A 21,586-nucleotide genomic window follows, 5' to 3' on the forward strand; every position below is an offset into this window, starting at 1 on the left:
ATTAGAGGGTAAAACGCTACTTTTTCCATCAACTTGTTACGATTTAGCGGGTATTAGATACCTTCAATCATGTACTCGATTGCAGCTTTAATTTCGTCATCAGAACAGTTACCGCATGTACCACGAGGAGGCATAGCGTTAATACCGTTCAATGCGTTTTGCCATACGCCATCAAGACCGCGCTCATCTAGACGTGGTTGCCAGTCTGCTGCAACGTGAACTTTAGGAGCTCCTAAAACGCCTGCTGAGTGACATGCAACACATGCAGAGTTGTAAACGTCTTCACCAGACTTTGCACCGCCAGCTGCGCCAGCACTTCCTTCAGCTGCTGCGCCTGCAACGTGTACCTGACCTACCGGCTTAATGCGATCGGCAATTTCATCGTTACTCATTTCTTGTGCTTGTGCTGCAAAAACAGTTAGCGCAGTGGCAGCAACAGTTAACCAAGTCTTTAATTTCACATCTGTCTCCAGGCAATGATGAATTTGTTTAAAATATAACTGGCCAGATTATAACGGTTAATTGGGGTTGAACAACTATTTGAAGCCAATTACCCATAAAAAGTAAGGATTTTTAACACTTGTTCCAAGCCACCTAAAGAGATTTTAATAAATGAGTTGAAGCCAACCCATCGCGTAAGTATTATTACGCCCCGTTTGCAGCGTACATTTAACTGCGTATTTTTCCTTTGCGAACGTACATGGTTATTACAACCGTAGCACGATCCGCCCTTAGCTCAGCTGGATAGAGCGCGGCCCTCCGGAGGCCGAGGTCAGAGGTTCGAATCCTCTAGGGCGGGCCATTTCCTTTTCTAGTGACCTATGAAGGAATAATCTCCTTCAGCCTTTCTATATCAGAATCGAGCACGCCTACCTTAGACGTGGCTGCAACTCTAACGTCCAATCCAATGCAACATCAAAGTCATTCCAACGCATAGCAAAGTCGTTATACTGTTTTTCACTAGTTCATTTTTAAGCGTATCAACGTGCCAATAATGTCGCCGCAGTCTATTCAACGCCCAAGTTTTACTCAGTCACTACTTTGTTTTGGTGTTATTGTCGCACTAATAGCAGGCGGATTATTTGGCCTGGGCATTAGCCTGCATGCATTACTATTTCTGTGTTTGCTATGGGCTGGTATTAATGCTTTTAGCTTGGGGTACAAGTACCTGCAAATCCGCGATTTAATGACCAGCGCGTTAACCCGAGCCATGCCAGCAATCTATATTTTTATTCTCATTGGTATGGTTATCGCCAGCTTTATGCAAAGCGGCACTATCTCAACGCTAATTTATTACGGTTTAAGTTGGCTAAACCCCAGTATCTTCCTTGCGGTGGGATTAATTTTATGTGCGATAATGTCGGTAGCTACAGGCACATCGTGGGGTACGGTGGGCACTATGGGTGTAGTGCTGATGGGTATTGGCGCTGCCATGAACATACCACTCCCCATTGTGGCAGGCATGGTGGTATGTGGTGCGACGTTTGGCGATAAAATGTCCCCGGTGTCTGATACCACCAACCTCGCATCCATGAGCGCGGGTACCAACCTGTATCGACATATGTATGCCATGCTGCTAACTACACTGCCTAGCTTTCTTCTAACTTTTGTAATTTTCTTGGTAATTGGCTTTAGCTACGCAAACCAAAGCTTAAATGTAGACGAAATAATTGAAATAAAAGCAGCACTTGCCAGTCACTATAATCTTGCACCCTATATAACACTGTTACCGCTGGTGTTGCTTACGGTAATGAGCATCAAGAAAGTGCCGGCTGAAGTAACCATGTCGTGCAGTGTTTTGCTGGCCGTCATCATCGCCATTTTCTATCAAGATACTAATACCATTAGCGTGCTCAACGCGTTGTGGGAAAACACCCCGCAAAATACGGGTATCGCAAATTTAGATGCCTTACTAGGACGAGGCGGTATTAGCAGTATGAGCTGGACGTTGCTCCTCGCCTTAATGGCAATCGCATTGGGCGGCATACTGCATGGTGCAGGCTTTCTAGCTGCGTTACTGACAGGCATTATTGAACGGGTAAAACGCACGGCAACCCTAATTGCCGTGACCATTGCGTCTGGTTTTCTAGGCAATGTGGCCATGGGCGAGGCCTATATCTCTATCATTTTGAATTGCCAGCTGTTTAAACCGAAATATGAACAGCAGAACCTTGACCCCGCTGTGCTATCTCGGTCGGTAGAAGAAGGTGCCACTATGACCACCGGCCTTATTCCATGGACAACGGCTGGTGCGTTTTACTCTGCCACACTGGGCGTTGACGTGCTCGATTACGTGCCCTATGCGTTTTTCAACTATCTAAACGGCGTTATTGCGGTATCTATGGCCGCATTGGGCATGGGCATGCTAACAACCAAAGCACGAATGAATAAACACACATCGCTTTGAAGTAACCCATTAGCGAACACAATTCTGATAAACTGTTTTTTAAGATCGCCCGTTTAAAGCCAAACGTATAAGGCATCTATAAAAACAAAACAAAGGATCGTGTATGAGTAGTAATACCCGAGATGCGGCCTCCTCCAAGGCCATTATTAAACAGGAAGGCGCGTTTAGCGTAATCGACAAGCCCACTTTTTTTGGCTCTCTTTTTCTTCTTCTCTCTGTCACCATTCCTCTAATTATTTGGCCGGACCAAGGCGCACAGTGGGTGGCAGCTGCAAAAGACTTCGTAACCAGTAAACTTGGTGTTTTATATCTCTTGCTTGGCGTTGGCGCCGGTGGGTTCATGGTTTACATCATGTTCAGCGACATCGGGCAAATAAAACTAGGCGACCCGGAAGAGAAACCCGAGTTCTCGCCAGTATCATGGGCTGCCATGCTGTTTTGTGCAGGCATAGGCGCGTCTATTTTGTATTGGTCCATGATTGAATGGGTGTACTACTACCAAGCGCCACCGTTTCACATAGAAGGTGAAACCCCCGAAGCCGCAAAATGGGCTGCAGCCTACGGTATCTTCCACTGGGGCCCGCTTGCCTGGGCAATTTACCTCATTCCCGCCGTACCTATTGCTTACTTCTACTATGTGCGCAATCACAGCGTACTTAAAATCTCTGAAGCCCTTATGCCGGTTATTGGCGAGAAAATGGCTCACGGCTGGCTGGGTAAAATTATCGATATCAGCTTTATCTTCGGAATGTTAGGCGGCGGGGCGACCACGTTAGGTTTGGCTGCGCCTATGATCAACGAAGGGGTGCACGAACTATTCGGCGTGCCTAAATCACTTACCACCCAAGTTCTGGTGCTAGTAACCTGTACAGCTATCTTTGGCTACAGCGCGTATGTAGGTTTAAAGAAGGGCATTAAGCTGCTGTCAGACATTAACTTTTGGCTGGCCATAGGATTGCTACTATTTATATTTGTTGTGGGACCTACGTTGTTTATGGCCAATACCGGCCTAGATGCTTTGGGCCGAGTACTTAGCAACATTATTAAAATGGCTACCTGGCTAGAGCCTTTTGCCGAATTTAATGGCTTTCAAAACACGCATTTCCCTCAAGACTGGACCATATTCTACTGGGCATGGTGGCTGGTATTTGCACCAAGCGTAGGGCTTTTTATCGCGCGTATTTCAAGGGGGCGTACCATTCGTACTATGGTGGCGGGCTCCATGTTCTTCGGCACCATGGGCTGCTTTTTATTCTTCATGGTAATGGGGAATTATGGCTTGTATTTGCAGCTTTCGGGTGAACTAGACGTGGTGAGTATTCTTAATCAAGAAAGCCCCACGGCCGCGATTTTCGCCATGCTACACACGCTGCCATTGGACTACATAGTCATTTTCGTATTCACCTTGTTAGCGCTAATATTTACCGCAACTACCTTCGACTCCATTTCTTACATTCTGGCAGCTGTAGTGCAAAAAGAAGTAGACGAAGAGCCATTGCGCTGGAATCGTTTGTTCTGGGCATTCGCGTTATCGTTTATGCCTATAGTACTTATGTTTGTAGGTGGATTAGAAACGCTTCAAACGGCGTCGATAATAGGGGGCGTTCCGCTATTAGCTGTGGCCTTAATGTTATGTATTGCCATAGTGCGGGCGGCCAATTACGACATGCGTTACCAGCCCGATTACTCGGTAAAAGAAATCAATATAGGGGAATTCCCCGACGACGACCCGTGGAGCGAAGAAGGCACATGGGATATTGATGAAGAGGGCGAAGAGAGTGATGGCGAAACGCCTATTGCCGCAAAGCCTAAACAAAGACCGCCAAAAGGCCACGTTGAGGGCGACCCGCACAGCAGACCGTCGCGGTTGTAGCTTTTATCGTAACTGAATGAAACAAACGCCGCACACAGGCGGCGTTTGTAGGCGTTTGTATTAGCTGAGCACAATTAGCGTACCCTACAAAAGCGATTGTGGTACCGTAATAATCGTTTGCATCCTTTCAACTTTACGTATGTAGCAGTATGTCAGTAAAGAATTATCAAAAATTCTATCAGCCCTTAAATGCAGTACATGCGGCTGACTTCAATCGCTGTATTTTCTGCGGCTGCGAAGCTGCACGGCAAGACTTTATTCCACCCATAAAATTCATTCACGACTGGCAAGACGGACATCTACAGGCCGACTTTATTTCTGTGCCTTCATGCAACGAATGCACTGATCTTTTAAAAAATGAAAACAACGCCACGCTAGAACCCAGAATAACCGTGTTAAAAAAGCGGTTGGCGGAAAAGTACAAAAAGGCCATTCGGGTGTTTAACCACTGGAGTATGGAAGAAATTGAAGAAATGGACGCGGCATTTCAAATAAGCCTAAAAGGCGGCATGCGATTAGGCAAAGAAGCCCTTTCCCGTCTTCAATTTGGTGGGTTCGACTATGAAGTAAACGGCAGCATAACGCGGGTCGCAAAACCACAATGCGAGGTTTTTAAAGTGCTCGACGAAGAGTTTAGCAGTTTTAGAGAAGCACTAGCCTTTGCCAGCGCTACCTACAAAATAAAGAAAAGCCGACTAAGCCAGCTTTATTTCGATAATGACGAAAGCTTTGATAGGGCGATTGAGGCTTTTCATGGGTTGGTTGAGGGTAACCCATAAAGCGCTGATTGGCAGCTTTGCACTTTGGAGTCAGAGGTTCGAATACTATCGAGCCCTCCATTTTTTAGGTTTGGCCGTTAATCCCCAAAAGCAAAGTCGTTCAAAGGTCTAGTATGTGTTGAAAGGGCGCAACCATCATTCTTGCCCGTTTTTTAAAAAATACAATTCAGAAAACCCCATTTTTACAAATTCGGTATCTCTGAAGTTTCTTACGGTTTTTTTGTCTTTACTGATAGCGGAAAGTTGCTGTTCAGTTTGCAGGAACTGGGAAAGATCTATTCCCTCAGCTTCGGCCACGGCTTCATGCATATTTTGATGGCGGCTGTAAGAAAAGTTTATCTCTTTTGCCACACCTTTAAACTTATAACGTACTTTATGGGCCATGTTCTACTCAAGTTGGTCGATGTAATTCAAAAACTGTTTAACCGGTATTATAAACTCAATTAGCGCCAATGATTAGCGTGTTAAAAAAAGCGGGTGGCAAAACCGTAGCGTGAGGTGTCCGATGAAGAATTTAGTCGCTTTAAAGAAGCGCTAGCCTTTTCCAGTGCGACATACAAAATAAAGAAAAGCCGGCTGAGCCAGCTTTATTTCGATAATGACGAATGCCTTGATAGGGCGATTGAGGTTAACCAATGAAAAGCTGAGCAATGGCTTTTCACTCCGGAGGCAAAGGTCATAGGTTCGGTGTAAAAGTCCCTTTATTATCTAGTTAACTGAGAACCCTTTCTTTTTGCATTCATAACGTTGTTTTTTTAGGTTTCGAAGTTGGTTTTTTAGTTGCTCGCCTTCTCTCGTACTGTAACCAGCGCGCATTTTTGAGTTAATGTTGTCGATACGTTGCTCTATGCCTGCGCATCGATATTTAGAGGGGGTAAAGTCAGAGTCAGCCAACGAATATGTAGCTGTTAGTAGTAATGGAAGTAAAGTATACGCCTTTTTCATTATCATCCTTGAAAGCTATATGGGGAGCAATTTTATTGGGCTACTGCGCTATCGTAGCTACGTTTATATCGATATCCTATTGCTTGATATTTTCAGATTGGAGAATAGTTGTCAGGGTTTTTATCTTATAACTATGTATCGAAATTCAAACCTATTCTGCTAACTAAAACTTTGTTTCTTAAATGATGTTGTAGTCTGATTACACGTCTAGGTATATGACGGTGTTGAAGGACTAGCATGGTGAACAGGTATGGAATTGGCGCAAAGTTTTTTATAGTCGCTAGTGTGATAGTTGTTAATAGTATGGGAGTTTTATACTTCGCGCGTGATAGCGTTAATCTACCCCAATTCCTTCATTTCGCTTTCGAGCTTATAGAAGTTAAACTTCAGGGAAAAAGTAATCAAGAAAGCTCTGCATTTAAAACTTTACGTTCAAAATCAGAAGTTTCTATTGGTCAAAATAGTTTAGAGCCTGAGGCAAGTTCTGAAGTCAGATATACACAAAGTACTTCTCGAATAGGTGAGCATGCAGCTCCACACACTCATAAATGTTTAGACAAGATAAAACCACCCGAGAGAAAGATCATTTATACATGGACAGATGGGAAAGGCGTTAAGCATATAAGTGACTCTCCTAGGAAGCTGAACAGTAATACTTCAGTACAAGTAGCCAAAATAATTAACCCAGAGGCTATTTCGCTTAACTTTCTCTCGCATAATTTACCGTTTGACGTTCAGCGCGCGGTACGAGGAAAAGTACAAGAAGCATTAGATGCTTTTGCGCCAGTTACACCTACAGAATCAATGGTTCCTGTTGTAGCTAACATAAGGAGTTTTAGTGATAAAGGTGAGTATGAAAAATACAGTAAGCGTTTTAATCTTTCTACACCCACAAACACAGGCTTTTATTCTTCTGGCAGAAATGAATCTGCCATTTTAATTCGGGATAATAAGGAAACGCTCCAAACTATAACGCATGAGGTAATGCATACCATTAATCGATATTGGTATGGCCAAGTGGCGAAATGGTTGAATGAAGGAATGGCGGAATATTCAGAAACCCCGGGAAGTTTGACTAACAGCGCATGGGTTAATCATTTTAAAAGTAATCAGCCGCTAGCATTGACGACACTCTTTGAAGGGACGGAGAGCAGTTGGCGCAAAGATCCGCATCAATTCTATGCTTCTAGTTGGGCTTTCGTTGCTTTTCTAATGAGCGACAACCAAGACTTTATGAGCCGACTTTTGCTGTTAGAAAGCGAAAATGGCTGTGAAGAGATTTCCATGAGCGATATTCAGCGATTATATGGTAGAGATATCGGAGCACTGAACGGTGATTTTCGACGCTGGCTTAGAAGTAAGTTTCAATAAACTATTTTCCAATGTTATCGCCAATCCTCCAACTGCTGCAATGCCTTAATACGGTCACGTTGCAGAGCGAACGCTTCAAACACGTCATCAAAGTTTGCGTTATTTGGCTTAAGGTTAGGTAGGGCCAAGTTTGCTTGACTGAAAAACTCAGTTTTATTGTTTTGCCAGCCTTGTTTCCACCACGAAATAATTAGGTCGCGAGAGTTGGCAAGCTTCAGTCCTGTGGGTAATTTATCGGATTTGCGAGCGTTTATGCCCGATTGGGTCGGTAGTAAATTCCAAAGGTCGTTATTGGGCCATCTCGCAAAAGGAAATGCATGATCGATAGCGTAGCTAGAAAGTTTTAGGCGCTTTCCAGACCAGCAGCATGCAACGCCTTCATTAGAAAGTAACTCATTAACCCGTTTTCGAATTTTAGAAGTAGAGCGTTCTGGGTCTTCCCACCGAAGGGCATTAAGATAATCGACTTTAGTAAACGGCCTTTGTTTGTTTAAACCATAACCTGCCATTAAAGACGACCACTCGTTAATCAAAGTCGGCTCTATCCACACGCTAAACTGAGTTAATGAATCCCAAATATGCACGGGCACATAGAACTTTCCTAACGAAGACAAAAACTCGAAGTCTAGTAACAAATCGTTTTTAGGTTTTCGAGTTTGATTAAGCTCTACATGAAAAACACCTATATCAGTGCCAGGCAACGTGGTGTGCTTAGCGGGCATGTTTTTTACAGTAGAAGCGATGTCTTTTAGAGTTCGGTAAATCGCTTGCACCGTTGCACTATCTGAATAGTGCGCACCAATATAAAAATCATTACTAGAAAATGCTATAATTTGCTGCCAACCGTCAGTTTTAATAAACCCCAACCCTCTACTAGAGTTGCTGTTTTGTTGCATTTCGAACTTATCAATTAACGGTTTATAAAGCTTCAACCAATAAAGAGCTACTAATCCAACAGGCAGAATAACGTGTTCGTTAGTTTGTTCTATAACCGCGCCCGGATGGCCTTCGGCTATTCTGAGTAGTGTCCGTAAAAGTGCAACCTTGTATGTTGAGGATTTACTGTCGTTTATTACGATGTTTCTAATTAAAGGAAATGCGCCTGTACCGTTATCGGGAAGTGTAAGCAAAACCGTTTGCCATTGAACGTCAGCGCGGCCTAGCTCATCGTTTGACTTTTCAGGAGTAAGCAGTCGATAGGAAAGCCCGAATTGACTTGCAAACTTAGCCAGTTCATCTGCTGAAACAGGGTACATAGTGCGTTCGTCAGCGCAACTGCCATGGCGTAAAGATATAACTAGTTTACCGCTGGGTTTCAGTAAAGAGGATAGCTTTCTAAAAGAGCGCTCTCGCTCCGACGGCGTGATATGCATCCAAACTGCACTTAGCAGGATCAGGTCAAACTTTGTTTGTAAGCGAAAAACTTCGGTCAGTTCAGGTAATGAATCGGATAGCCAGTGAATAGGGTTTGCAACAGTATATTCTTGTGCAATTTCTCGAATACCTACAGCTGGTTCCACAGCAACTACACTAAGGCCTTTCGCAGCTAGATAGCGAGCATCCCGACCGGAGCCTGCACCCACATCAAGTACCATTCCTTCTTTAGGTATAGCCTTTAGCCAGTCTTTGTGAACAGTCTCAAAAGGAACACTGTCGTATTGTTTCACTAATGCTGATGCATTGGCCGAGTAGTACGTTATATTAGTCGTCAAACCTTTAACTTATTCGCAAGTCCATTAAGAACCTCTACTTCTAATTCATTTGTATAGCAAACACAAGCTAACCTTTTCAGCTCAAGTGTATTGGAAAGACGACCTTTACCATTTTGTAAAATCTCTTTTTAGAAACTTAAATAGCAATAATTATCATTTAAATTAGCTTTAATTTATCTTATACTCCCCCGCCGTAAAGTTCTTAACCCTTCATAACCAAATAACAGAGAAAACCATGAAACTAAGCAGTTTATTTGCACTAACGCCTATCGCGTTTGCTTTGTCGGTAAATGCGCAAACAACTCAAAGCGATACAGTAGAAGTTAAAGAAGCAGACGTAGAAAAAATTCGTATTGTAGGTGTTCGCCAAAACCGTGTTAGCCGCGGTGCAACTGGCTTAACCATGGAAATCAGTGAAACGCCTCAGTCTATCAGTATTCTTTCTGAAGACCTTATGCAGTCGTTCGGTGCGTTCAACATTAATGACGCACTAAAGCTAGCACCAGGTATCAATGTAGAAGAGTGGGAAACTAACCGTACTAACTACACCGCACGTGGTTTTGAAATTAAAAACACCCAGATTGATGGTGTAGGCCTGCCTAACGACTGGGGTATTGTTACCGGATCGGTTGAAGCTTACGGCTACGAAGAAATTGAAGTTATTCGTGGTGCGAACGGCCTGCTTACTGGTGTAGGTAACGCGTCAGGCACCATCAACTATGTGCGCAAGCGTCCTACTAACGAAGAAGGCGGCGAAGTGGGTGCAAGCATTGGCTCTTACAACTTCAAGCGCGTTCAAGGCGATTACTCTATGCTGCTTACAGAAGACGGCAGCTGGGCGGCGCGTGTAGTAGGTAGCTTTGAAGATAAAGAGTCTCACCTAGATGGTTTAGAAAACGATCGCGGCTTTGTATACGGCGTTATTGACGGTCAGCTAACGGATAACGCAACGATAACCTTCGGTTTGTCATATCAAGATGCCAATACCGACGGCAACACGTGGGGCGGGCTAGTATTTAACTATACCGACGGTACGCAAGCTGAGTGGGATATTAATGACACCACTACGCAAGAATGGACCAAGTGGGATACTGAAACCACTAACGCCTTTGTTGAACTAGACTATGAGTTCGACAACGATTGGCAATTGCTGCTTAGCTATAACTTCCGTGGTTACGAAGATGAAAGTAAGCTGTTTTATGCTTACGGTGCCATTGATAAAGAGACTGGCCTAGGCTTAGTTGGATGGCCAGGTCGTTACGATTCTGAAATTGACTCTCACCTGTTAGAAGGCCGTGTATTCGGTGATTTCGAGCTGTTTGGTCGCAGCCATGAAGTTAACTTTGGTGTAAGTCACGCTACTAGCGACGACGTGTCTTTTGTTCATGCGTTTGACTACGCTACTACTCCTGCATACGGCCCAACACCAGCATTCCCGTACGGCTTGGATGCGATTGCTGAGCCTGAGTGGTTAGGTGTGTCTGAGTACTCAAATATTGAGCAAACACTAACGCGTTACTTCGGCTCTGCTCGATTCAGCGTAACTGACGCAATGCACATCATTGCTGGTTTTAACGCGATCGACTTCGAACGTACTGGCCAAAACGCGGGCGCGGTTATCGATAACTCAGAAAGCGAAGCCAGCCCTTATGTTGGTGCCACTTACGCGGTGACAGAAGATGTTAATGCTTACGTGAGCTACTCTGACGTGTACCAGCCACAAGAACAGTATGACGTAAACGGCCAATACCTTGACCCAACTAAAGGTAAGAACTTTGAAGCGGGCTTCAAGGCACAGTGGTTCGACGACAGACTACTAACAACTTTCGCTTACTTCACCGCTGAACAAGATAACTTGGCAGCATATGCAGGTACTAACCCTGAAACTCTTCAGTACTATTACAAAGGTGTATCAGTAGAGTCTGACGGTTTTGAAATTGAGCTAGCGGGTCAGTTAACTGATGATCTACGCATTAACGCGTCTTACACCAACATTGATGTAGAAGACGAGCAAGGTAACGACGCTAACTTATGGGCACCACGTGATGTAGTGACGTTCCAACTAGGTTACACCGTACCGCAAGCGCCAGAAATTGAAGTAGGTTTTGGTGGTAGATGGCAGTCTGAAATTAGCAACGTAGACTACAACGTTAAGCAGGGCGCTTACTTCTTAGGCAACCTTTATGCTTCACATGCGTTTACAGAAGATTTCACCGTTCGCATGAACATCAACAATATCTTCGACAAGAAGTACATTAACAGCCTACATACGGTTGGTTACTACGGTGCGGGGATCAACGCTCAGTTGAGTGCATCATATACGTTCTAATATGAACCAAAACATGAATGACAAAAATGCGGCTTAGGCCGCATTTTTTGTTTGTGATCCTTCTTTAATGAAACAGTTTTCCTAGACTCTTAATTTAAATTTTTATTAATTGATTAAAATTGCACCAGTTGCTATTGTTTTAAAACGTTCAGAAGATGGAGTTTCAAATGAATAAACACTTAAACAAAGTGTTCCCAAATGCCATTAAGTTGACAGTACTAACGTTAGGTATTTTTCTTGGCGGCCACCTCGCCGCACATACCGATAAACAAAACTACGAAACAATTGACGTAGTGGGTGAGAAAACTTCTCCCCAACTGAAGCGTGCATTCGACAAGCAGCGTTTCGAGTTCCTAGAGTTGTATAACAGCATTAATGAGGTCGCAAAGTTCGACGTAATCTGTAAATACCACAAGCCAATTGGAAGCCAAATTGCCCGTAAAAGTTGCGAACCGCGCTATGTGAAAGACTTTCGTTCAATGATGATGCAAGTCTCGTCTACTGGCCCGGGAATTGATTTGAACCGCTTACCCAGTGATGATCATATTCGCTTTCTTACTAACGACACGAGAGAAGAGGCATTCGAGCACGTTGCAGCGTTGATTGCCACCCATCCAGAATTATTTGATAGCTTTACTAAACTAGACGCTATTCACCAGCGCATTGAGCAGCGCGAAGAAGGCAACTAGCGCTGTCCAGTTTAGCTGTTTAACCTATAAAAAATGCGGCTTAATGAAGCCGCATTTTTCTTTTCAATTATAACTACTGATATTTCTTAAGCTCTAGTCGTGACACCATGCCTTTATGCACTTCGTCAGGGCCATCAGCTAAGCGAAGGGCTCTTGCACCAGCGGCAAATCGCGCTAGTGGGAAGTCGCTACACATACCCGCACCGCCGTGAATTTGTAGTGCCATATCCACCACGCTTTGTAGCATATTCGGCACCACCACTTTAATGGCAGATATTTCGGTCATAGCGTGCTTTACGCCTAAGTTGTCAATTTTCCAAGCGGCGTGGAGCGTGAGTAAACGCGCTTGCTCAATAGCCATGCGAGCATCGGCCACGCGTTCTAAGTTGCCACCTAAGCGTATGATTGGTTTACCAAACGCAACCCGTTCGTGACCGCGTTTAAGAGCAAGCTCTAGCGCTTTTTCTGCCATGCCGATAGCGCGCATGCAGTGGTGAATACGGCCTGGGCCCAAACGCCCTTGTGCAATAGCAAAGCCTTTGCCTAAACCCATAATTAGGTTGTCTTTGCTCACTCGCACATTATCGAAATGCATTTCCCCGTGGCCGTAAGGCGCATCGTAATCGCCGTAGGCATCTAGCATGCGCTTAATGGTAATTCCCGGTGTATCAAGCGGCACTACGACCATACTGTGGCGACTGTGCTTGTCGTTATCGGGGTTAGATAAGCCCATGAATATAGTTATAGCAGCATTAGGATGGCCTAACCCTGTCGACCACCACTTTTTACCGTTAATGACTACGTTATCGCCATCTTCAATAATGGTGGCAGCCATATTGGTGGCGTCAGACGAAGCAACATCAGGCTCTGTCATACCAAACACTGAGCGTATTTCACCTGCCAGCAATGGTTTAAGCCATTTCTCTTTTTGGGCGCCGCTGCCGAAGTGATACAGCACTTCCATATTGCCGGTATCAGGCGCATTACAGTTAAAAATCTCTGGTGCAAAGAGGTATTTTCCCATGCGCTCTGCCATAGGCGCATATTCAAGCGTGGTAAGGCCCTGGCCTAGCTCGGCATCGGGTAAAAACAGGTTGGCTAATCCTGCTTCACGCGCTTTAGCTTTAAGCGCTTCAGTACCAGGGTGCAGCTTCCAGCTTTTCCAGTCGCCGTGATTATTCTCTTTGTGGTGAAAGTCGTAAACTTCATCTTCAATTGGCGCTATATGCTCGGCTATAAAATTATCGAGCTTCTCTAGTAAGGCTTTGGTTTTGTCGTTATGTGAAAAATCCATAGGGCACCTTTTAACATTCGTTGAATTTGTACTAAATAAATATAGAGAGTATTTGCTTCACATCTCGCACTTCGGTCGCCGCAAGTTAAAATGTAGGGGCTGTCTCTAAAGCGTGCGATAACTGTTTGTTAAACGCATAGTAGAGAAAGTTGTTTAGTGAATGAAATGAAATATAATCCTTAAATGGTGTGAATTTCATTCATGGTAGTGGCAATGTTCGAAAACAGACAATTCGAGAAGTTGGATCTAAACCTGCTAAAGGTTTTTGAAGCGCTTTGGCAGCATAGGAATATGACCCGCGTAGCTGAAGCGCTTCACATTACGCCATCGGCCGTTAGCCATGCCATGCGCAGGTTTAGGGATATTTTGGGCGACCCACTTTTTGTTAAAGAAAAACAAAGCATGTTGCCTACTGCGGCCTGCGAACGGTTAGCGCCCGCTATTCTTAAAGCCCTAAGCGATATCCGAAAAGCATTAGGGGAGTTTACCGACTTCGACCCGTTACATAGCCATCAGCGCTTTGTTATTGCCATGCAAGAGTCTCTTGAATTAGGCGTTTTACCTGTTCTGCTTTCAACCCTTGAAAAACAAGCTCCTAACGTTGAAATAGTAAGCACTCGCTTACATCGAGATGTAATGTTGGCAGACTTAACAAATCGAAACCTCCACCTTGTTATTGATATTGGTCGCGCTGTTGCTGCGCCCATCTCTCACTCTCTATTGCGTCGCGACACCTACAAGGTGCTTATGAATAAGCAAAACCCGTTGGCACAAAATATAGATAAGAAGAAGTATGTGGCGGCACGCCATATAACGGTGTCGAACCGGGCAAAAGGGGCGTCGGTAGAAGAAATTGCGCTGCAGCAGCTAGGTATAAGCCGTCCTTCATTATGGCGTTGCCAAAACTATCGCGCCGCGGCAGATGTGGTGGCTAGCACTAACGCTTTGTTAACTTTGCCAGGCTCTGTGGCTGATGCGGTAAGCGATGATAACCTGATTAGCACCAAGCTGCCGTATCAGCTACCTGCGTTGGAAACACACCTTTACTGGCATAGCCAGCAGGAAGGCGAGCCCGGGCTAATGTGGTTACGCAATTTAATGCTACACTTGTTCGCTGAATCTGGTCTTACCAGATAGGTTCTGATAGGATTCAGCGCTATAGGCATTATCACGCAGCCCACACTTTGCCAGCGATTAGCGGGGTTTAGTGCTAGCGTACATGAGGTATGTCAGATACCGTGGTTGGCGCGTGTTTTGGTGAAAAGGAAGCAGTAATGAATATTCACACACTTGCAGGCTACATACAGCATATTTATCTTGTTGAAGACAGCAAGGGGTTGCTATTGCTTGATGGCTGTAGCCGCGCCGATGTAGACAACGTGTGTCGATACATTACGCAAACCTTAGGTCGTCCGTTAAGTGACTTAAAGCTGATTGTGGTTACACACATGCACCCAGATCACGCCGGAGGCGCCATTAAACTACGTGAACGTACTGGTGCGCAGGTGGCATCTCATCCCAAAGCGATTAATTGGTATGCTGGGTTTGCTGGGCGTACTGCTCACGGCATAGATTTGTTGCTAACCTGGTGGGTGGCCAATCGTATTGGCAAGCCAAGAATGCCTATTTGGTACAATCCAATACTAGCGCCAGATATGACGCTTGCCGACAATCAGTTACTGCCCGGTTTTCCTGACTGGCAGGTTATGTACACGCCGGGTCATACCGACCACGATTTAACGCTAAAGCACATTCCCACGCAGCAGGCTTACATTGCCGATGTATTGGTACAGGTGAAAGGTGAACTAGTACCGCCATATCCGTTATGTCACCCAAACCAATACCGCGAAAGCTTAAAGAAGCTGGCCCAGTCACATATTGATACATTCTTTTGTGCTCACGTTCCGCCCACCAAAAAATCGGATATCGATTTTGAACACGTTATTGAAAACGCGCCGCGAAAACCTAAGAATCACTGGCATTCCAGTAAAAATCGCATAAAGAAAAAGCTATTCAATAAGACTCGCGAGCATTAGTTTATTAGCCGTCGTTAGCGTTACTTATTTACGAAGCGGCGTGTTTAGCTGGCACTGCCCTTGCTTTTCCCCCTTAATAACCACATTAATCCTATAGGCATATCTATAATAACGAGAGGGCAATAATGTATAGGCCGCACTCTCTGGATATTATTTTTAAAGGTTTAGGTTTAAGGGAATAGGAACTGCAAAGGCAGAATACAAACAAAATAATGCAAAAAAATATCGCTACGCTTTTTGACAAGACTCGGGCAATGGCGTCGCTAACTGGCGACAAACTTAGCAGTGTGTTTAACAAAGAAACCCACCGATTCACCATTACCGGGCTAAGTCGAAGCGGTAAATCTATGCTGTTCACCAGCCTTATCACTATGCTGAAAAGCCGTAGTGAAGAGGGCTATGCGTGTTTACCTTTGCTACGTTATTTGCCGCCATCCCAAGTGCTTGATATGCGCATAGAGCCCATTGAAGGCTACAAACCGTTCCCGCATATACATAACATTGCTGATCTTGAAAACGGCCAGTGGCCTAAAGCCACCGAAGAAGCATTCGGTTTTAAGCTGGTGGTGCGTTTAAAAGAAACCGCCTCATTGAAGCGTCATGTATTGCCTCATAGCGATGTGGTGTTTGAGTTTATCGATTACCCTGGAGAATGGGTGACCGACATTCCCATGCTAAGTAAAACCTATGCTCATTGGTCAGACTCTGCGTGGGCTCAGCTTAGCAGTGGGCCGCAGCAGTATTTTGCCAACCAGTGGAAAGCGTTTGTTAATCAGTTTGATTTTGAGCAAGAGCCAACCGAACAGCGTATTCAGCTGCTGGTTAATGCCTATCGCGATTATTTAGTAGAAGCGAAGGCCAACGGCATCTCGCTTCTTCAACCGGGCAGTTTTTTATTGGAATCGAGCGACTTCGATTGGCAGGCCTTTGGTTTTGCGCCGCTTCCGTCTAGCATCACCAGCGATGTATCACATCCTTGGTTTAAAATATTCGACAAGCACTTTGCTAAATTCCAAAGTGGGTGGTTAACGCCGCTAAAGCAGTCCATTTTCAAGGAAACCGACAAACAAATTATTCTAGTCGATTTGTTTGAAGGGCTTAACCACAGCAGACAGCATTTGTATCAGTTAAAAGAAACTCTGAGTCATTTGGCCGACACCTTTGTGTACGGGCAAAGCACGTGGTTTTCACGCAATGTGCTGAAAAAAGAACAAATAGGCAGAGTGGCGTTTGTTGCCACTAAGTCTGATCTTGTGCCTGTAAGTCAGCGCGCTAACTTACTTAATTTACTTACCCAAATTACCGAAGGAGCCAGAGCACGGTTCGATGGTAAACCCATACAATTCGAGCATTTTTTAGTGTCTAGCATGCAAGTAACCGACGAAGGTAGTAACGACGATGCTATTCGTTATAAAGACACTGATGGCCGCTATGTAGAATCTACGTTCGAACCTATTCCCAGCACACTGAAAGAGATGGAAGAGGGCAGCCATTTTCCAGTACCTGATGTGAGTGTGCCTAGTGATTTTAAGGCGCGTATTTTAGCGGGTAAGGGCGTAGATAGATTGCTTCAGTTTTTACTGGGCAAAGGAGAGTAAGAATGAGCGATAAACCTTATACATTTGACGAAAGCCCAGAAGAAACAAGCCAGTCTACGCTAAGACGCGATGCAATTTACGGCGATGCCGGTGAGGAAGATCAGCATAATGCGGTGACTGGATATGGTAAACCTAATAACGACAATGAAAGTGATGCGGTAACAAAACCGCAGTACAAAACCAAAGTTAAAACACAAACCTTAGACATAGCGCAGCCTGAAACCAAACTTCCGCAACAAGTTACCGAGGATGTATGGGAAGTGGATACTAAAAAAGGTGGCCTGTCGTTAGGTGCGGCAACATTAGGGTTTGGCGTTGTTTCATTAATTGGCTTTTTCGTTTTTGAAGCTTATACCACCCTTGCGGCAAACGTTTCTGAGCACCCCATCGGTACAGGTGTACTAGGCGCGCTATTAGTTGGGTTTGTTAGCTGCTTTAGCTTTTTGAGTTTTAAAGAGTGGCGAGGCTACAAGCAAGTAAATACGGCGATGGAAGATGCAAGCGTTATCCGAGACTTGCTGGCTAGCAAGGGAGCAGAGCCTTCAGCGAAACAAAAGCCTTCAGCGCAAACAGAAGCATCGCCACAGAAAATTGATCGCGTGCTAAGCCAGCACGGCAAACGCTTTTCGCGGGGCTCTTACGCAGCGCATTGTTTCGACCGTTATAAGCAGCAGCTTCAAGATGACATGACAGGCTCAGAAAGATTAGGCCTGTACGAAGACACGGTACTAAAACCGGTTCAGGAAAAGGCGCACAAGGTGCTGAATAAAGAGTCGGTGACCGCCGGAAGCCTTGCGTTTATAAGCCCAAATAATCTTATTCAAACTTTTGCTGTGGTATGGATTAGCTTTCGTACCATTCGTCGTATGGCCCGCGTGTATGGACTAAGGCCAAGTACAGCAGGGAACTGGAAGTTGCTTAAAGTGTTGGCGCAAAACATTGCGGCGCAAGGCGTGTTTGACTTAGCTACCGACGAAGTTGCCAATCAAATTGGCGGCAGCTTGTCGGCGAAGTTTATGGAAAATTCTGCTGAAGCGATTGCTGCAGGTGCGCTCAACGCCCGTTTAGGGCGAGCGTTGATCAAGTTACTTAAATAGCGCGTCTTGCCTGCTTGTTAGGCTGCGGTAGTGATTTTGCGCAGCCTAGTGGCACCAGCCGAGCTCTAGCGTGAAACCCTTAGGTTATTGTATTAACGTTATAGTGCCTTTTTGGTGGGCACCACCACGTTAGCAAAGATTAATCCCGCCACTAGCGACATAAAAATAAGAAATACTTCCTGTCCCAAATGGTCTGCCTTCACAAAGTCTTGGCCCGTCATAAACGAGTTCAAGCCAATATAGGTCTTAGACCCCGGCACCAGCACTATAAGTCCGTGCATAGCCACAATGGTCGCGGGTTGGTTAGCAATGCGGGTGAACGCATTAGCAAAAATGCCTAACGCAAATGCACCCACGAATGCACCTAGCCCAGGGCTCATGTAGTCAGAGCTCCATGCGGTAGCACTGTAGGCAATAAATGCTGCTGCCAATGCCCATGGAATGTGTTTAATACGCGTTCTGAATATCGCAACTAGGGCAATACACAGCAAGAATACCGCTAGCCAAGTAGCCCAGTAAGGCAGCGACTCTGCAGGGGTATACACGTTTTCACCAAACGCACTAAAGCCCACTGACACACCCAAAAAAGCACCGAAATATAGCTTAAACAGCTGCATGATGGCGTCCATAGTACGAGCCGTGCCCGACACCATATTTCGCGATGAAAGCTCGGCAAGGCCCATTGTCAGCGCTAGTCCGGGTACAAATACAATCACCGATGAAAGCACAACCAGCGGAATGTTAATGCCCGGGTCAACGTATTGACCAATAGCACAGGCAAGAATGCCGCCAACGAACGCGGTGACAGGCTCTAGCATCAAGTTTACGCGTTTAGACTGCTGTGCCCATAAGGTCCAAAGATAAGCCACAATACCCAAGGCACCCGACCAGCCAATTTCACTCCAGCTCGCACCCATTAGCATAGCAAACGCGCCGGTGGCCATAGCAAAGGCAACGCCTGTAACCCATTTACCATAAGGGCTGCCCATGGCATCTATTTCATTTAAGCGCTTGTCAGCTTCACTTAAGGTTAATTTGCCCGACAGCAGTTCACTGGCCAATTCATCGGTGAGCGACAACGCGTTCATGTCTAGTTCACCAGGAAGCAAACGCGCAGCGTGGTTATATTCGTCTTCGTGACGGTCACTCCAGATAACAAAAGTCAGTGAAGTTGGCGTTGAAATAAATGAAGCGTGTACGCCTAAATACTTAGCGACTTCACCTAGGTAAGCTTCAAGACGGAACGCAGGGGTACCGTACTTGTGCAGCATTTTGCCTAGCTTCACTATAAATCTACGAATTTGAATAAATTCAACGGTATCCAACGCACTGCCCTTTAGTTTTGATAAATCTAATATGAGATAAATGAGACAAAAAAGCCAGACGCATAGGTAAAGTGTCTGGCTAAAATTTGGGCGGATTGTACGGAGGGTTTTGCACGAAAGCAAAACAAATTTTCTCTTATTTTCCCTTACAAAAACTAATCGATTAATCCATTAAAAGTGCGCTCTTTTAGCGCGAGTCTCCAAACGAAAAATACAGGTATTTTTGCGCTTAAACACGTTCTGTAAACGGCATCCAGTCTTTCCATACGGGCTCCAATCCTTTCATTGAAAGTGCGCTCACGACATCTGATACAGATCGGTTGTCGTCAATATCGAATTGATTTAACGCTTTCGATGGGGCGCTGTAACCGCCAGGCTGTGTTTGCGAGGCTGCACTCATAGACGTTATGCCAAGCGGCATTACGCCATCCCGAAATACCGCCGACTCTCGGGTAGACAGCGAGAGTTCTGCTTGCGGGTTAAAAATGCGGTGGGCGCATATTAGCTGCAGCAGATCTCGCTCGTTAGGGAGTTTACTGTTGGTGTGGGCATTGCCCCCGGTGCTGTTACCTTCACAGCTACGAAGGCGCGGAAAAGCAATGGATACACGGCTTTGCCAGTAGTGTTGCTGTATTAACTTGCCGTGAAGGGCGGTCATGGCGCTATCAACCCGCCAGTCGCCTAAACCCAGTAGTGCGCCAATGCCTATTTTATCAATGCCGGCTTTTCCTATGCGATCGGAGGCTTCTAAGCGCCATAAAAAGTCCTGTTTTTTACCTCGAGTGTGGTAATTAGTGTAGTGCTGCGGTGAGTAGGTTTCTTGATACACTAACACTGCGTCTAAGCCCAGGTGCTTCAAGGTTTCATATTGCTCACGCTTTAAAGGTTGTACCTCCATCATAAGGTAGCTCACCTTTTCGCGAATGGCGCTTAGTGTTTGCTCAAAATATTCCATCCCCACTTTGGTTTCATGTTCGCCAGTAACCAGCAATACCTGTGAAAAGCCTAAATCTTTGATGGCTTCAATTTCGGTCAATACTTCGCTTATAGACAGGGTTTTGCGCTTTATTTTGTTGCTCATGGTAAAGCCGCAATAGGTACATTCGTTGGCACACAAGTTTGACAAATACAAAGGCACAAACAGCTGCATGGTATTGCCAAAGCGATGGCGAGTCATTGCTTTAGCGCGATAGGCCATGGCTTCTAAGTACTTAGCGCCAGCGGGAGAGATCAGTGCCATGAAGTCGTCTAAAGAAAGTGTATCTTTACCTAGCGCTCGTTCTACGTCGCCTGCTGTTTTGCTGTTTATCGACATAGCCACATGCGACAAGTCTTGCTGCATTAATGCCTGCGCTACCTTCATACCGCCGGCTCCAAAAAGGCGGTAAGCGGGCTAGAGGCTTGGGCAAAACTGCTGGTAGCACCAAGTCCAGCTTCAAAGGCTTTTCGCCCCGTTTCTACGGCGCTTGCGAAAGCTGCTGCCATAGCAACTGGGTCCTTAGCCGTGGCGATGGCCGTATTTACCAGTACCGCGTCTACTCCCAGTTCCATGGCCGCCATAGCTTCGCTTGGCTTACCAATGCCTGCATCTACAATGACGGGTATCGACGCTTGCTCAACAATAATTTGCAAAAAGGGTTTGGTTTGTAAACCCTGATTACTGCCAATAGGCGCGCCCAATGGCATAACGGCAGCGCAGCCTACCTCTTCTAAGCGTTTACATAAAACGGGGTCTGCTCCGCAGTAAGGCAAAACGTGAAACCCTTTTTTAACCAGTGCCTCTGCGGCAAGCAGGGTTTCGATGGGGTCGGGCAACAAGTAGCGTTGGTCTGGATGAATTTCCAGCTTCACCCAAGGGCTACCTAATGCTTCATAAGCAAGTTCAGCGGCGAATATGGCTTCTTTAGCGTTCTTAGCTCCCGACGTATTCGGCAAAAGCGTAACGCCCAATGCTTTTAATGCCGAAAGCGTTTCATCTTGTGAGCTATGGCTGGCGACACGCTTCATTGCCAAGGTCACCATGCTGCTCTTGGCTGCCTGTACCGCGCTTTTCATGGTGTCTGGGTTACTAAATTTGCCAGTGCCAGTTAACAGGCGGGAAGGGAAGGTGTGATTTGCGAGTGTTAGCATT

At 45.5% G+C, this 21,586-nt stretch carries 17 protein-coding genes and 1 tRNA gene; 11 read left to right on the forward strand and 7 right to left on the reverse strand.

Translation table 11 applies throughout. From position 1 onward, the window contains the following. Positions 1-53: 53 nt before the first annotated feature. Positions 54-461: a c-type cytochrome gene (locus WA381_RS05935; protein WP_014947775.1), complete on the reverse strand. Its 408-nt coding sequence runs from the start codon at positions 459-461 to the stop codon at positions 54-56. Between the two features lie 264 nt (positions 462-725). Here WA381_RS05935 and WA381_RS05940 point away from each other — a divergent pair. The 4 genes from WA381_RS05940 to WA381_RS05955 all read left to right on the forward strand — a co-directional run bounded on the left by WA381_RS05940 (position 726) and on the right by WA381_RS05955 (position 5,059). Beyond that, positions 726-802: transfer RNA gene (locus WA381_RS05940), tRNA-Arg, on the forward strand. Positions 803-994: 192 nt separating this feature from the next. Further along, on the forward strand, positions 995-2,407 hold the full coding sequence (nhaC, locus tag WA381_RS05945) for a Na+/H+ antiporter NhaC (protein WP_156085700.1): 1,413 nt from the start codon (positions 995-997) through the stop codon (positions 2,405-2,407). 103 nt (positions 2,408-2,510) lie between these two features. Next, positions 2,511-4,280 (forward strand): BCCT family transporter, encoded by a 1,770-nt coding sequence (locus WA381_RS05950; RefSeq protein ID WP_156085701.1) that lies wholly within the window; start codon positions 2,511-2,513, stop codon positions 4,278-4,280. 149 nt (positions 4,281-4,429) lie between these two features. Further along, complete coding sequence (locus WA381_RS05955; protein WP_156085702.1) at positions 4,430-5,059, forward strand: hypothetical protein; 630 nt, start codon at positions 4,430-4,432, stop codon at positions 5,057-5,059. 135 nt (positions 5,060-5,194) lie between these two features. On the opposite strand, the gene WA381_RS05960 is transcribed toward WA381_RS05955, so the two are convergent. Continuing rightward, on the reverse strand, positions 5,195-5,443 hold the full coding sequence (locus tag WA381_RS05960; RefSeq protein ID WP_156085703.1) for a DUF2960 family protein: 249 nt from the start codon (positions 5,441-5,443) through the stop codon (positions 5,195-5,197). A 798-nt stretch (positions 5,444-6,241) separates the two neighbouring features. Between WA381_RS05960 and WA381_RS05965 the strand changes: the two genes are divergently transcribed. Further along, a complete protein-coding gene (locus WA381_RS05965; RefSeq protein ID WP_156085704.1) occupies positions 6,242-7,375 on the forward strand; it encodes a DUF4124 domain-containing protein in 1,134 nt (377 codons plus the stop codon). A 14-nt stretch (positions 7,376-7,389) separates the two neighbouring features. On the opposite strand, the gene WA381_RS05970 is transcribed toward WA381_RS05965, so the two are convergent. Further along, positions 7,390-9,087, reverse strand: a complete 1,698-nt coding sequence (locus WA381_RS05970) for a class I SAM-dependent methyltransferase (protein ID WP_156085705.1) — start codon at positions 9,085-9,087, stop codon at positions 7,390-7,392. Between the two features lie 235 nt (positions 9,088-9,322). Between WA381_RS05970 and WA381_RS05975 the strand changes: the two genes are divergently transcribed. Together WA381_RS05975 and WA381_RS05980 are read left to right on the forward strand one after the other, a co-directional pair. Next, complete coding sequence (locus tag WA381_RS05975) at positions 9,323-11,416, forward strand: TonB-dependent siderophore receptor (RefSeq protein ID WP_156085706.1); 2,094 nt, start codon at positions 9,323-9,325, stop codon at positions 11,414-11,416. A gap of 167 nt (positions 11,417-11,583) precedes the next feature. Next, entirely contained in the window at positions 11,584-12,105 is a 522-nt protein-coding gene (locus tag WA381_RS05980; RefSeq protein ID WP_156085707.1) for a hypothetical protein, read from the forward strand. Between the two features lie 73 nt (positions 12,106-12,178). On the opposite strand, the gene WA381_RS05985 is transcribed toward WA381_RS05980, so the two are convergent. After that, positions 12,179-13,399 (reverse strand): acyl-CoA dehydrogenase family protein, encoded by a 1,221-nt coding sequence (locus WA381_RS05985; protein WP_156085708.1) that lies wholly within the window; start codon positions 13,397-13,399, stop codon positions 12,179-12,181. 213 nt (positions 13,400-13,612) lie between these two features. On the opposite strand from WA381_RS05985, the gene WA381_RS05990 reads away from it, so the two are divergent. The 4 genes from WA381_RS05990 to WA381_RS06005 all read left to right on the forward strand — a co-directional run bounded on the left by WA381_RS05990 (position 13,613) and on the right by WA381_RS06005 (position 18,130). Further along, complete coding sequence (locus WA381_RS05990; protein WP_156085709.1) at positions 13,613-14,536, forward strand: LysR family transcriptional regulator; 924 nt, start codon at positions 13,613-13,615, stop codon at positions 14,534-14,536. Between the two features lie 137 nt (positions 14,537-14,673). Further along, positions 14,674-15,435, forward strand: coding sequence for an MBL fold metallo-hydrolase (locus WA381_RS05995; RefSeq protein WP_014947788.1), 762 nt, complete (start codon positions 14,674-14,676; stop codon positions 15,433-15,435). Between the two features lie 212 nt (positions 15,436-15,647). Next, on the forward strand, positions 15,648-17,033 hold the full coding sequence (locus tag WA381_RS06000; RefSeq protein WP_156085710.1) for a YcjX family protein: 1,386 nt from the start codon (positions 15,648-15,650) through the stop codon (positions 17,031-17,033). Positions 17,034-17,035: 2 nt separating this feature from the next. Then, positions 17,036-18,130 carry a YcjF family protein gene (locus WA381_RS06005; RefSeq protein WP_156085711.1) on the forward strand — a complete coding sequence of 365 codons (1,095 nt, stop codon included), beginning with the start codon at positions 17,036-17,038 and terminating at the stop codon, positions 18,128-18,130. A 98-nt stretch (positions 18,131-18,228) separates the two neighbouring features. Here the strand turns inward: WA381_RS06005 and WA381_RS06010 are convergent, their stop codons facing one another. The 3 genes from WA381_RS06010 to WA381_RS06020 all read right to left on the reverse strand — a co-directional run bounded on the left by WA381_RS06010 (position 18,229) and on the right by WA381_RS06020 (position 21,585). Continuing rightward, positions 18,229-19,455: a threonine/serine ThrE exporter family protein gene (locus WA381_RS06010; protein WP_014947791.1), complete on the reverse strand. Its 1,227-nt coding sequence runs from the start codon at positions 19,453-19,455 to the stop codon at positions 18,229-18,231. Positions 19,456-19,684: 229 nt separating this feature from the next. After that, positions 19,685-20,818, reverse strand: a complete 1,134-nt coding sequence (thiH, locus tag WA381_RS06015; protein WP_156085712.1) for a 2-iminoacetate synthase ThiH — start codon at positions 20,816-20,818, stop codon at positions 19,685-19,687. Next, a complete protein-coding gene (locus tag WA381_RS06020) occupies positions 20,815-21,585 on the reverse strand; it encodes a thiazole synthase (protein WP_061438943.1) in 771 nt (256 codons plus the stop codon). Before WA381_RS06020 ends, thiH begins: the two co-directional genes overlap by 4 nt. Between the last annotated feature and the right edge of the window lies 1 nt (position 21,586).

Origin of the sequence: Alteromonas sp. CH_MED4-4, from assembly GCF_037029575.1 — a bacterium.
Lineage (GTDB): Bacteria > Pseudomonadota > Gammaproteobacteria > Enterobacterales > Alteromonadaceae > Alteromonas > Alteromonas macleodii.